Raw genomic sequence first — 13,270 nt, 5'->3', positions numbered from 1 at the left:
GGGCTCAAGCGCCACCCTTTGTGCGGTCGGCCGCCTGCGCCGCCAGAATCTTCTTCACCTCAGCCACCAGGTCACCCTCCGCCACCGTGACCTGCGCCGGCCTTGCGGCGCGCCATTCGGCATTGTCGGTGATCTCGGCCGACATGCGCGCGCCTTCGATGAGGTCCTTGATCTGCACCTCGCCCTTGGCGCGCTCGTCGCCGCCCTGGATGATCGCCACCGGGCTGCCGCGGCGGTCGGCATATTTGAGCTGCGCCTTCATGCCGGCGCCGCCGAGATACATTTCCGAGCGGATGCCGGCGGCGCGCAGGTCGGCGACCATCTTCTGGTAGCGGCCGAGGCTTTCGGTGTCCCTGTCCATGACCAGCACGACGACCGGCGCGATGACATCAGAGGTATCCAGCTTGCCGAGGTTCTTCAGCGCCGTCATCAGCCGCGAGACGCCGATCGAGAAGCCGGTCGCCGGCACCGGCTCCCCGCGGAAGCGCGAGACCAGCCCGTCATAGCGCCCGCCGCCGCCGACCGAGCCGAAGCGCACGATCTGGCCTTCGTCATTGGGGATCTCGGCCAGGAGCTCGGCCTCGAAGACAGGGCCGGTGTAATATTCGAGGCCGCGGACGACGGAACGGTCCATCACTATGCGATCTTCCCCGTAGCCGGCGGCCCTAACCAAAGCTTCAATTGTCGACAATTCAGCCAGACCGTCATTGAAGAATTGGCTCGCACGAACAGCCGAATCCTGATGGCCTTCGCTGGCCCGATCTGGCTTCGCAGTCGCGAAAAGAACGGCCTCAATTTGGACATCGTCTAGGCCAGCTCCCTTGGTGAAATCACCCTCGCCTTCCTTGCCGCCATCCCAACGACCCTTGCCAAGCAAGAGTTTCACACCCTGCGGTCCAAACTTGTCCAGCTTGTCGATGGCCCGCAGCACCTGCAATCTGCGCCCGATGTTCTCGTCGCCGCCGAGGCCTATCGCCTCGAGCACGCCGTCGAGCACCTTGCGGTTGTTGACGCGGATGACATAGTCGCCGCGCTTGATGCCGAGCGCTTCCATGACGTCGGCCATCATCATCGCCATCTCGGCGTCAGCCGCGACGCCCGGCGTCCCGATCGTGTCGGCGTCGAACTGCATGAACTGGCGGAAGCGGCCGGGGCCGGGCTTCTCGTTGCGGAACACCCAGCCGGAACGGTAGCTACGATAGGGTTTCGGCAGCTTGTCGAAATTTTCCGCGACAAAGCGCGCCGTCGGTGCGGTCAGGTCGTAGCGCAGCGACAGCCACTGGTCGTCGTCGTCCTGGAAGGAGAACACGCCTTCGTTCGGCCGGTCCTGGTCGGGCAGGAATTTGCCCAAAGCATCGGTGTATTCGATCATCGGCTGGTCGACGGGCTCAAAGCCGTAAAGCTCATAGACCGAGCGGATGGTCGCCATCATCTTCTCGACGGCGCGGATGTCTTCGGCGCTGCGGTCGGCAAAACCGCGCGGCAAACGCGCTTTCGTCTTTTCGGATTTGTCGGCCATTGGATCGGTACTCAGTGTTTCGTGGCTCGCTATGGATAGGAAATTTCCTATTTCCAAGGCGCGCGTGTCCTAACCGATGCTGCTTGGTGCGGCAAGGGTTTGCAGCCTAAGTCGCAAGCGCCGCGCTGCCCCTCATCCGCCCTTCGGGCACCTTCTCCCCGTGGAACGGGGAGAAGGAGGAGCCTCGGCGCTGGCGCGACAGCTCCGGCGCGGGTGATTGGCGAAAACCACGGCGGCAGCGTCCTTCTCCCCGTTACTATACGGGGAGAAGTGCCCGGCAGGGCGATGAGGGGCAGCGCCGAGCGGCGAAGATTAGCGTCGGTCTTGGTTTCGGGTATTTTGAGGTTCCAGCCCACCTCTCGAAACAAACCACACCAAAAACGAAACAATTCCGCCACCAGCGCGGCATGCTGCCGACACAATCCGCGACCATAAAGCCCGCCGAAACAAGGGGTTCGGGGCCATGACGACGGCTGAAGACATCATCGAGAACGAGACCGCAAGGCTGAGGCCTGCCGGGGTTCCGGCGCTCAAGCCGGCGCAGCAGCCGGCCGGGCCGTTCGAGGTTGCGGCCAAGCCGAGCGCGCGCGACGCGCTGGTGACGGGCCTGCTGGTGATCTACCCGGCTTTCGCGGCGGTGGCGGCAATCCTGGCCGGACTGTTTTTGGCAGGCGCCAGCAGCGTTTGAGCCGACGTCTACCGAGAAATCTCGAAGGCCGGCGCTGCCCCTCATCCGCCCTTCGGGCACCTTCTCCCCGTGGAACGGGGAGAAGGAAAGGTGCTACCTCGGCCTTTTCAGCTTCTTGCGCTCTTTCTCCACCTCCGCCCTGCAATAGCAGCCTTCGAGATGGTCGTTGACTAGGCCCATCGCCTGCATGAAGGCGTAGACCGTCGTTGGGCCAACAAAGCTCCAGCCGCGCTTCTTCAATTCCTTCGATATCCTGACCGACACGGCCGTCGTCGGATTGGCGCGCAGATGCGCGAGGTCGACGATTTCCGGACGCTCGTCCGGGCCCGGTTCAAACTTCCAGAACCAGGCGGCTAAAGAGCCGAACTCGTCGGCCATCTCGCGGGCGCGTTTGGCGTTGTTGATGGTCGACACGATCTTGCCTCGATGGCGGATGATGCCGGCATTGCCGAGCAGGCGCTCGACATCCGCGTCGGTGAACGCCGCCACCTTGTCGAAGTCGAAACCGGCGAAGGCCTCGCGAAAATTCTCGCGCTTGCGCAGGATGGTGAGCCACGACAGGCCGGACTGGAAGCCTTCGAGGCAGATCTTTTCGAACAGCCGGCGATCATCCGTTACCGGGCGGCCCCATTCCTGGTCGTGATAGTGGAGATAGTCCGGTAAATTGCCGTGCCAGAAGCAGCGCGCCTTGCCGTCAGGGCCGTCGAGAATGCCGGCATTTTCAGTCGCCATCGCTACCAAATCCATTCGTTAATGCGCTTCCGCGCTGGTTTTACCGTGGCTTTACCAGATTCCTGAACCGGCCGGTAACCACACCAAAAGGTTTACTGACAAAGTGGCATTTTACGCATTCCGATTCATGTTTTGCTTGCCGCTACGCGCCAAGGATCGCGCAACCGAAGGGCCCTCCGCTCTCGGCACGAGTTTGACGATCAAGGTGCGTTCCGATGAAGACAGCGTTCTGTTCCCTGCTTGGTGCCGCGGCGATCCTTGCCGCCGGCGCCACGACTACCCTTGCCAATGACCGCTATGCCGATATGCCGCCGGTGACGGTGAGCCCCGACCTTTCGGCGCCCTGGGTGCTGCAGCTTGGCCATGCGCCGGGCATCGTGCGGCCGGCCCGGCAGGCGACGCAGCAGCCGCTGCAGCGCCTGTTCCAGGCGCAGCCCGACCGGCAGAAGACGGCGGCCGTGCAGCAGCCTGCCAGACGCATGGTGATGCGGCCGCAGATCAACCCGATCTATCTGCCGCAGGAAGTCGCCTATGACGGGCCGGCGAAGCCGGGCACCATCGTCATCGATACGCACCAGAATTTCCTCTACCTGGTCGAGAAGAACGGCAAGGCGCGGCGCTATGGCGTGGGCACCGGCAAGCCGGGCTTCGAATGGTCGGGCACGCACAAGATCACCAACAAGCGCGAGTGGCCGGATTGGCGGCCGCCGGCGGAGATGATCAAGCGCGAGGCGGCCAAGGGCCGTTACCTGCCGACCTATCTCGCCGGCGGCATCGAGAACCCGCTTGGCGCGCGCGCGCTCTATCTCGGCACCACTGAATATCGCATCCACGGCACCAACCAGCCATGGACGATCGGCGGCGCGGTGTCTTCCGGCTGCATCCGCATGCGCAATGAGGATGTCGTCGACCTTTACGAGCGCGTGAATGTCGGAACCACCGTCGAGGTGATATAGCCGCAGCGAATCGACCGGTTAGACGGCGCAGCACTTTTTGGTTCGATGCTGTTGCCGACAAGTCATAGTGCGATCCTTCGGGATGTGCTTAAACCGGCGTCAGAGTTTACGGGGGACGGGCCGTGTGGGGATACGGCCGGTCACGAAAGGGCAGCGTGGGCAACCGCGCTGCCCTTTTCGTTTTTGCGTTTTCTTTGACGCATGGCGCGCTAGAGCATGTCTCCCGAAAGTGGGAACCGGTTTCGGGATAAAGACATGCGTAAAACCAAAAACCTAAAGCGCATGGAGCGAATCTGAAAGATCGCGACGCGCTTTAGGTCGCCCCAAAAGCAGGCGGTTTCGCTTTCGGGGCTGATTTCCCGGCGCTCCTCTGCTATTGCAGTGCACAAATCCTGATAGTCACGCAATTCCGGACGCAACGCCGCTTACGCGCTTTTCCTTGAATTGCTTCAGAAGGCAGAGGTGCCAGCCATGACCCGGACCGACGACAGCCGCTACCTGAAAGGTGGCCCGGTCGCCCAGCGCATCATCGCTTCGGTGCGCGAGGACGCAGCGATTGCTGCGGCCGAGGGCTTTCCGCCGAAGCTGGTTTCGATCACCGTCGGGGATACCGAAGCGGTCGACGTCTATGTGCGCAACCAGCGCGCCAAGGCCGCTCTTGCCGGCATCGGCTTCGAGGAGCGTCGCTTCGCCGCCGACATCACCGCCGGCGAGTTGGAAGCGGCGATCCACGGCCTCAACGCCGACCCGCGCGTCACCGGCATCATCATCCAGCGGCCGGTCCCGGCGCATATCCCGATCAAGACGCTGCAGGCAGCGGTGCATCCGCTTAAGGATGTCGAGGGCATGCACCCGGCCTCGATCGGCAACATCGTCTACAACCAGCTCGATCTGGCGCCCTGCACGGCGGCCGCTTCGGTCGAGTTGCTGAAGGAGACCGGCCTCGATTTGAAAGGGCTGGAGGTTGTGGTCGTCGGCCATTCCGAGATCGTCGGCAAGCCGATCGCCTTCCTGCTGATGAGCGAGGGGGCGACAGTGACGGTCTGCCACCACATGACGCGCTCGGTGGCCGCGCATGCACGGCGTGCCGACGCGCTGTTCGTCGCGGTCGGCAAGCCGCGGTTGATCAAAGCCGACATGGTCAAGCCGGGCGCTGCCGTCATCGACATCGGCATCAACTCGGAAGTCGGACCCGCCGGCGAAACCCGTATCGTCGGCGACGTCGATACCGACAGCGTCAAGGAAGTGGCGTCCTGGATCACGCCGGTGCCGGGCGGCGTCGGCCCGCTCACGGTCGCGATCCTGTTGCGCAACACCATGGTGGCGCTCAACCGCCAGCGCGCGCTTTACCGCGCGACGTATGGCGTGGCGGATCAGCTCGCGGCGGAGTAGGCGGCACTCCCCCTCACCCAGCCTCCGCTTCGCTCGGGTGACCATTCCGGGGCGAGCCACGGGTCTCGCCCGTCCTTCGGACCCCCGAGGGGAGAGGAGATTGTCGGCGCCGGCCCCAACCTCCTCTCCCCGCCGGGGAGAAGGTGGCCGCGAAGCGGCCGGATGAGGGGCGACGACGACAAGGATCACTCTGCCGCCGCAAGCTCTCGTTCGGAAACGCCCTCCGGCATGGGACCGCCATAGGCCCAGTCGAGCAGCTTGATCGTGTGCACCACCGGCAGCTTCGCGGCGGAGGCGATCTGGGTGATGCAGCCGATGTTGCCGGTGGCGACGATTTCGGCGCCGGTCGCTTCGATATTTTTCACCTTGCGGTCGCGCAGTTTCGCCGAGATCTCGGGCTGCAGGATGTTGTAGGTGCCGGCCGAGCCGCAGCACAGATGCCCTTCGCGCGGCTCGCGCACGACAAAGCCCGCCTTGGCGAGCAACTCCTTCGGCTGGCGCGTGATCTTCTGGCCATGCTGCATGGAGCAGGCGGAGTGATAGGCGACGACAGTGCCCGGCTTGCGCGCCGGCTCGGGCAGGTCGAGCGTGGCGAGATATTCCGTGACGTCCTTGGCCAGCGCCGAGACGCGCGCGGCCTTGTCCGCATAGGCCGGATCAAGGCGCAGCATGAAGCCGTAATCCTTGATCGTGGTGCCGCAACCGGACGCGGTGATGATGATGGCGTCGAGGCCACCCTGCCCGACAGCGCGCGTCCAGGCGTCGACATTCCGTCTGGCAGAGGCCAGGGCCTGATCCTCGCGGCCCATGTGATGGACGAGCGCGCCGCAGCAGCCCTCGCCTTCCGGCACCACGACCTCGACGCCCAGCCTGGTCAGCAGCGAGATGGTGGTGTCGTTGATGGCGGGATCGAGCACCGATTGCGCGCAACCGGTGAGGATGGCGACGCGGCCGCGCTTTGTTCCCTGCCCGGCATGCACACCAGGCGAGGCCTTTGGCGACACAGGCGGAAGTGACGATGGGGCGAGCTTCAGCATGGCTGCGACCGGCTTCAAGGCCGGCAGTTTTTCGAACAGGCCTATGAAAGGCCGGCCGAGACCGGCCAGTTTCAGCGCGGCGCGGAAGCGGCTGGGATAAGGCAGCACGAAGGCCAGCACGGCCCGGGTCAGCCGGTCGAGCAGCGGCCGCTTGTAGGTCTCCTGGATGTGGGCGCGGGCGTGGTCGACCAGATGCATGTAGTTCACGCCCGACGGACATGTCGTCATGCAGGCAAGGCAGGAGAGACACCGGTCGATATGGGTGACGATCTCCTTATCCGCCGGGCGGCCGTTCTCCAGCATGTCCTTGATGAGGTAGATGCGGCCGCGCGGCGAATCCAGTTCGTTGCCAAGCGTCACATAGGTCGGACAAGTGGCGGTGCAGAAGCCGCAATGCACGCATTTGCGCAGGATCTTCTCCGATTCCGCGACATGCGGATCGGCGAGCTGGGCAAGGGAGAAATTGGTCTGCACGCAAGAATCCTTACTGTCCCAGAAGCCAGCTTTGCGGGGTCCTGACGGGCTCGCCGCGCTGCAGCGCCTGGATGCCCAGAATGCAGCGGGCGATAAACCAGACGGCGACGGCCAACATCAGCACGAAGCCGATCACAAGCATCATCAGGACCACCGAGATCAGCGCGTAGAGAAGGCCGATCCAGAACGTCCTGATCAGGAACGTGTAGTGGCTTTCGACGAAGCCGCCGGCCTTGCCGCGGTTGATGTAGGCAAGCACGATGCCGACAATGCCGGTGACGCCGATGACGAGGCTGGCGAGGTAGAGAATGTAGATGACCAGCGCGTTGGTCTGGCCCGGCTCCAGCCAGCGATCGGTCTGGCGCGGCGCGCTGCTCGGTCCTGGATCGGTATTGGTCATGATGCTGCTCCCTCCGTTGATCGGGCAAGAGTAGCAGAGCCGGCGCCCGGCGCCATGCGGCCGGGGTTGAGGATATTCTTCGGGTCGAATTCGGCCTTGAGCCGCGCCGACAGCGCCGCCAGATGCGGCGGCTGCGGTTCGAACACCGGCAGAGCCGCGCGGTGCGGGGGCGAAGCGCGCACCAACGTTGCATGGCCGCCGCCATGCTTGCGGATCAAGCCGCGTAAGAGGTCGGCCTCCGGATCGTCTTCGCGCATCGACAGCCACACCAGGCCGCCCTGCCAATCGTAGAACGCATCGACCGCCGCCTGCATGCGCAGCGCCATCACCATGTGATGCGCCTCGGATGGCGCCATCGAGACGCGCCAGACCGCTCGCGCGCCGCCGTCGGCGAAGGGCCGGCAATCGCGGATGTCGCGCCAGATGGTTTTCGACGCTTCGCCGGCGATCTCTTCCAGCGGCCCGGCCTTGCCGAGCAGCTGCTTGAGCGCTTCGATGCGATAGACGACCGAGGGGCCAAACCCCTCGACGCGCAGCAGCGTTGCGGCGTCGCTGCCGTGCTTGCCCCCGGCGACGCGCGCGGCGATGCGCTCCGGCAGATGTGCCGCGCTCGACACCTCGGCGCTGGAGCCCAGCGCCAGCGCCATGGCGGCGACGGCGGCCTCGTCGAGCAGACCGCGGATGGCCAAGGTCACTTCCGTTTCGGCGGCCGGCAGAACCTTGAAGGTGACATCGGTGAGCACCGCCAGCGTGCCCCAGCTGTTCGCCATCAGCTTGGACAGATCGTAGCCGGTGACGTTCTTGACGACGCGCCCGCCCGAGTTGAAGGCCTCGCCACGGCCGGAGACCGCGGCGACACCAAGGATATGGTCGCGCGCGGCTCCGGCCTTCAGCCGGCGCGGGCCGGACAGGTTCGAGGCCAGCACGCCGCCGATGGTGCCTCTGCCTGGCTCGCCACCGAGCAACGGGCCATGGTCCATCGGCTCGAAGGCGAATTGCTGGCCGTTTTCGGCAAGCAGTTGTTCGATCTCGGCGAGCGGCGTGCCTGCCTTGGCCGAGAGCACCAGCTCGGCGGGCTCGTAAAGGGTTATGCCGGCGAGCTTGGAGAGGTCGAGCGTATGCTCGGTCTGCAGCGGACGGCCGATGCCGCGCTTGGAGCCGTGACCGAGGATTTCGAGGGGCGTCTCTTCAGCTGCCGCCCATTGGATGGTGGAGAGGGTTTCGGTGGGTGACGATGGGGTAAAGGTGGTCATGAGCGCGCGCCTTTCCTCGTCTCCGCAAGGCGGGGGCAATGGCATGTGGCAGCGCTGCCCCCTCTCCGTCCGCTACGCGGACACCCCTCCCCCATTCCATGGGGGCGAGGAAACGCTAATCGCCGACGTCGCGGCCTTGAAAAGCCTGGGTTCCTCGCCCCCGCAAAGCGGGGGAGAGGTGGCTCGGGCAAAGCCCGAGACGGAGAGGGGGCCGTCATAGAGCGCCGTCTCCCGTCAGCCTGGTTGCGAAAACAAACCTGAGATCGACAGCAACTACATCTTCAACAAGCCGCCCTTCCAGCGCTGCGAGGATCGTCTCGCAAACGCTCCTCCTGTTCTTCAAAACATCGAAGCTCCAAAACCGCAAAACCGAGAAGCCCTCGCCCCGCATGAATTCATCCCGCCGCCTGTCGTATGAACTGTCCGCGTGCTGGCTGCCATCTAGCTCCACGATCAGCTTTTGGCTCCTGCAGGCGAAATCCGCGAAATACGGACCGATGGGCATCTGGCGAACGAATTTATACCCACCCAGCTTCTTGGCTTTCAATTCGTTCCAGAGAGTTGCCTCAGCCTGATTTTCACCGTGACGCAGCTCGCGCGCTCGGGCGATCTTTTCTGGCGAACGGCGGCTTGGCTGATAGGGCGTCCCCCTCTCCGTCTCGGGCTTCGCCCGAGCCACCTCTCCCCCGCTTTGCGGGGGCGAGGAACTTTGATCCTGAGCCCCCATCAAAACCTCGGTATATCCGGAAACGCCACTTGCCCGCGATGCACATGCATCCTTCCCAGCTCCGCGCACCGGCGCAGCTGCGGAAACACTTTCCCCGGGTTGAGCAGGTGATTGGGGTCGAAGGCGCATTTGACGCGCATCTGCTGGTCGAGATCGATCTGGTTGAACATTTCCGGCATGAGGTCGCGCTTCTCGACGCCGACGCCGTGCTCGCCGGTCAACACGCCGCCGACCTCGACGCAAAGCCGCAAAATGTCGGCGCCGAAGCTTTCGGCCTTGTCGAGCTCGCCCGGCACATTGGCGTCGTAGAGGATCAGCGGGTGCAGATTGCCGTCGCCGGCGTGGAAGACATTGGCGACGCCAAGCCCGTATTTCTCGGAAAGTTCGCGCATGCCGGCGAGCACGCGCGGCAGTTCCTTGCGCGGGATGGTGCCGTCCATGCAGTAATAGTCGGGCGAGATGCGGCCGACCGCCGGGAAAGCCGCCTTGCGGCCGGCCCAGAAACTCAGCCGCTCCTGCTCTGACTGCGAGATGCGGCAGGTGGTCGAGCCGTTGCGGTAGGCGATCGCCTCGACGAGGCCGATCAAATGGTCGACTTCGACGCTCGGCCCGTCGAGCTCGACGATGAGCAGCGCCTCGACGTCGAGCGGGTAACCGGCATGGACGAAATCCTCCGCCGCATGGATCGCAGGGCGGTCCATCATCTCCATGCCGCCTGGAATGATGCCGGCGCCGATGATGTCGGCGACGCATTGGCCGCCCTCTTCGCTGGTCGGGAAGCCGATCAGCAGCGCGCGCGCCGTCTCCGGCTTCTTCAAAATGCGGACGGTCACCTCAGTGACGACGCCGAGCAGGCCTTCCGAGCCGGTCATGACGCCGAGCAGGTCATAGCCTTCCTGGTCGAGATGACTGCCGCCGAGGCGGACCACCTCGCCATTCATCAGCACCATCTCGATGCCCAGCACATTGTTGGCGGTAAGCCCGTATTTCAGGCAATGCACGCCGCCGGAATTTTCCGCGACATTGCCGCCGATCGAGCAGGCGATCTGGGAGGATGGATCGGGGGCATAGTAGAAGCCCTCCTGCTCGACGGCGGTGGTGATGCCGAGATTGGTGACGCCCGGCTGCGCGACGACGATGCGGTTGGGATAGTCGATCGCCAGGATGCGGTTGAAACGGCTCATCACCAGGAGCACCGCGTCTTCCAGCGGCAGCGCGCCGCCCGAGAGCGAGGTGCCGGACCCGCGCGGCACGACGCGGATGTTGCGCTCGTTGCAGTATTTGAGCACGCGCGACACCTGCGCCACCGTTTCCGGCAGCACAACGACCAGCGGCAGCTGCCGGTAGGCGGTCAGGCCGTCGCTCTCGAAGGCGCGCATTTCATTGGCCGCGTCGACAACCCCCTCGCCCGGCACGATGATGCGCATGTCGGCGACGATCTCGGCGCGCCGACGCAGCGTTTCGGCATCTGGCTTGGGCATGGCTAGGCCGGACATCGGTCATCTCGCTTGACTGGTCAAAATCTTTTACCAGCTCGACGGTTTTGTTGCAAACGCTGCTTTGGTTACATACGGTGGCGAGCGTAGTGCCCAGCTTCCGCAGCGGCAATCTGCCGCTGGCGCTCTACCGTCCCCCTTGTGGGGAGGGTCGCGAACGAAGTGAGCGGGGCGGGGGCCGCGTTGGCGAGGCGAGCCCCCTCCCCGATCCGCTGCGCGGATCGACCCTCCCCACAAGGGGGAGGGTAAAAGAGGTGCCTACTCGCCCGGCTGCTTCGCCGGCTCGGAATGCATCCTGCGAACGCGGCGCACGCCCCACCAGACGAGCAGGATGGCGACCGGCACGGAGGCGGCGGTGACGACCTCGGGCGCGAAGGCATGGCCGAAGACCGAGGCGCCCTTGGCGACATAGCCGATGAGACCGACGACGTAGTACGACACGGCGGCCACGGACAGGCCTTCGACCGTCTGCTGCAGGCGCAGTTGCAGCCGGGCGCGGTTGTTCATCGACGCCAGCAGGTCGCGGTTCTGCTTCTCGACTTCGACATCGACCCAGGTGCGTAAGAGCGTGGTCGCGCGGGTGAGCTTTCGCGACAGGTTGGCCTGGCGCTCCTCGACCGAGCGGCAGGTGCGCATGGCCGGCGCCATGCGCCGCAGCAGGAAGCCCGCCCAGGTGTCGAAACCCTGCACCGGCTCTTCATCCAGCGCCCCCAGCCTTTCGGTAACGATGCCGTCATAGGCACGGCTGGCGCCGAAGCGGTAAAGGCTGGACGCGGCGTCTGCCTCGAGCTCGGCGGCGAGCTCGGTGAGGTCTGCGAGAAGCGTCTGGCTGTCGCGGGTCTCGACGGCCTTCATTTCCAGCGTGGTCTGGGCCAGGCGGTCCTCGATACGGCGGGCACGGCCGGACAGCGTCAACGCCAGCGGCAGGCCGAACATGGCGAGCGTGCGGTAGGTCTCGATGTCGATCAGCCGCTGCGACAAGGCGCCGGTGCTGGCCGGCGTCAAGCCGCGGTCGAGCACCAGCATGCGGGTCAGGCCGTCGCCGTCCTGGCGGAAATCGGTGATGATGGCGGCGGCGCCCCGCTCGACCAGCGAATAGCACAGACTGGTCGGATCGAAGCCGGCGATCAGCCTTTCGCTCGCCTGCGTCCATTTGCGAATTTCGAGGCGGATGCCGGAAATCACCGTGCCCGGAGGCGAGAAGCCGTTGCCGAAGGGCGAATCCTCCTGCCCCCGGCCATTCTCGGCCAATGGCCCCTCCCACAGATAAGTCGAGAATTCCGTATGCCGCTCCCAACGCAGCGAGCCCTTGCCCCATTTCATGGCGTGGTGGCGCGCGTTGCGCTCCGGCGCGGCGATGCCCAGCCGCCGCGAAAGCTCCGAGAGCACGGCATGGTCGACCGCGGCGCCGGCCTCGGTCATGAAAGAAAGCTGGATCAGCACGCGCGGCTTTTCTATCAGCGGGTGCGGACGGGCATGGACCTCGCCAATCGCGCCGGGCCGCCCCTCATGCGCCGGCAAGCCCAGGACGCTGCCTTGCGCGCGCGGCTGGAATTCGAGACTGGACATCTCGTCGGACACGGCTGGTCCCCCTGTTTTCGACCCTTCGTGCAACCCGGTCGTCTTGCGGCAATCGGCGAGACGCGTAAACAGCAAATATTAGCATCCGGCGATAGCGGCGCGCGGCAAGCGATCCGACCGCATTGGGCGAATTGGATAAATAATTTGACCAGTTGGCGAAAGACGCATTAATCTGGGCGACATCCGTTCCGTTCTCCAGGCGCCCCTTTGAGCGACATTTTCTCCAGGATCGAGCATTCGCGCACCGCCGACGAGGTGGTTCAGCAGATCGAGAGCCTGATCCTCGAAGGCGTGCTGCGCACTGGCGACCGGCTCCCCGGCGAACGCGAGCTGGCGCGCCAGTTCGACGTGTCGCGACCGATCCTGCGCGATGCGCTGAAGGCGCTGGAAGGGCGCGGGCTGCTGACGACGCGCCCCGGCGGCGGCACGCATGTAGCCGACGTCATCGGCCAGCTCTTCACCAAGCCGGTGACGGACCTCATCTCCACGCACCGCAAGGCGGTGACCGACTATCTGGAATACCGGCGCGAGATCGAGGCGGTGGCGGCCGAATATGCGGCGCGGCGGGCAACGCCGGAGGATCTGGCCCTGCTCGACCGCATCATGGCGCGCATGGACGAGGCGCACCGGACCGGCGACTTCGACGACGAGGCGGAGATCGACGTCGAGTTCCATCACGCGGTGTGCGAATGCGCGCACAACATCATCCTGCTGCACACACTGCGCTCCTGCTACCGGCTGCTGTCGGAAGGCGTTTTCCAGAACCGGCTTCTGGTGTTCGGCGTGCCCGGCGCGCGCGAGGCGCTGCTCGAGCAGCACCGGGCGATCCATAGCGCGATCAAGGCCGGCGATCCGATCGCGGCGCGCAAGGCGGCGATGGACCACATCACCTATGTCGAGCGCTCGATGGCGGAAGCCGAGCGCAGCGGCGACTGGCAGCGCGTCTCCCGGCTGCGGCTGAGACAGCGCTCCGATGCCGGCGATATCGAACCCACACGCAAACGCTCCTAACCAC

At 65.0% G+C, this 13,270-nt stretch carries 12 protein-coding genes; 4 read left to right on the top strand and 8 right to left on the bottom strand.

From position 1 onward, the window contains the following. Positions 1-4 precede the first annotated feature (4 nt). Positions 5-1,519, bottom strand: a complete 1,515-nt coding sequence (gene hisS, locus EN862_RS31045; RefSeq protein ID WP_127867314.1) for a histidine--tRNA ligase — start codon at positions 1,517-1,519, stop codon at positions 5-7. 463 nt (positions 1,520-1,982) lie between these two features. On the opposite strand from hisS, the gene EN862_RS31035 reads away from it, so the two are divergent. After that, a complete protein-coding gene (locus tag EN862_RS31035; RefSeq protein WP_127867315.1) occupies positions 1,983-2,207 on the top strand; it encodes a hypothetical protein in 225 nt (74 codons plus the stop codon). Positions 2,208-2,300: 93 nt separating this feature from the next. Here EN862_RS31035 and EN862_RS31030 read toward each other — a convergent pair whose 3' ends face one another. Next, positions 2,301-2,939, bottom strand: coding sequence for a DNA-3-methyladenine glycosylase I (locus tag EN862_RS31030; protein ID WP_127867316.1), 639 nt, complete (start codon positions 2,937-2,939; stop codon positions 2,301-2,303). Between the two features lie 215 nt (positions 2,940-3,154). Here EN862_RS31030 and EN862_RS31025 point away from each other — a divergent pair, with 215 nt between their 5' ends. Next, entirely contained in the window at positions 3,155-3,895 is a 741-nt protein-coding gene (locus EN862_RS31025) for a L,D-transpeptidase (protein ID WP_127867317.1), read from the top strand. Positions 3,896-4,366: 471 nt separating this feature from the next. Beyond that, complete coding sequence (locus tag EN862_RS31020; RefSeq protein ID WP_127867318.1) at positions 4,367-5,287, top strand: bifunctional 5,10-methylenetetrahydrofolate dehydrogenase/5,10-methenyltetrahydrofolate cyclohydrolase; 921 nt, start codon at positions 4,367-4,369, stop codon at positions 5,285-5,287. A gap of 185 nt (positions 5,288-5,472) precedes the next feature. Here the strand turns inward: EN862_RS31020 and glcF are convergent, their stop codons facing one another. The 6 genes from glcF to EN862_RS30990 all read right to left on the bottom strand — a co-directional run bounded on the left by glcF (position 5,473) and on the right by EN862_RS30990 (position 12,255). Then, entirely contained in the window at positions 5,473-6,798 is a 1,326-nt protein-coding gene (glcF, locus tag EN862_RS31015; RefSeq protein ID WP_127867319.1) for a glycolate oxidase subunit GlcF, read from the bottom strand. Between the two features lie 10 nt (positions 6,799-6,808). Next, positions 6,809-7,198, bottom strand: a complete 390-nt coding sequence (locus tag EN862_RS31010) for a DUF4870 domain-containing protein (RefSeq protein ID WP_127867320.1) — start codon at positions 7,196-7,198, stop codon at positions 6,809-6,811. Then, a complete protein-coding gene (locus EN862_RS31005; RefSeq protein WP_127867321.1) occupies positions 7,195-8,451 on the bottom strand; it encodes an FAD-binding protein in 1,257 nt (418 codons plus the stop codon). The genes EN862_RS31010 and EN862_RS31005 overlap by 4 nt, the downstream gene beginning before the upstream one ends. 214 nt (positions 8,452-8,665) lie before the next feature. Next, a complete protein-coding gene (locus tag EN862_RS31000) occupies positions 8,666-9,130 on the bottom strand; it encodes a DUF559 domain-containing protein (protein WP_245519749.1) in 465 nt (154 codons plus the stop codon). 47 nt (positions 9,131-9,177) lie between these two features. Next, a complete protein-coding gene (locus EN862_RS30995; RefSeq protein ID WP_127867323.1) occupies positions 9,178-10,674 on the bottom strand; it encodes an FAD-linked oxidase C-terminal domain-containing protein in 1,497 nt (498 codons plus the stop codon). A gap of 258 nt (positions 10,675-10,932) precedes the next feature. After that, positions 10,933-12,255, bottom strand: a complete 1,323-nt coding sequence (locus EN862_RS30990; protein ID WP_127867324.1) for a DUF3422 family protein — start codon at positions 12,253-12,255, stop codon at positions 10,933-10,935. Between the two features lie 207 nt (positions 12,256-12,462). Here EN862_RS30990 and EN862_RS30985 point away from each other — a divergent pair, with 207 nt between their 5' ends. Then, on the top strand, positions 12,463-13,266 hold the full coding sequence (locus EN862_RS30985; RefSeq protein ID WP_127867325.1) for an FCD domain-containing protein: 804 nt from the start codon (positions 12,463-12,465) through the stop codon (positions 13,264-13,266). Positions 13,267-13,270 lie beyond the last annotated feature (4 nt).

The organism is Mesorhizobium sp. M2E.F.Ca.ET.219.01.1.1 (genome assembly GCF_004016445.2).
GTDB lineage: Bacteria > Pseudomonadota > Alphaproteobacteria > Rhizobiales > Rhizobiaceae > Mesorhizobium.
The sequence above is the reverse complement of the archived record's forward strand: the minus strand, read 5'-3'. Positions and strand labels throughout refer to the sequence as shown.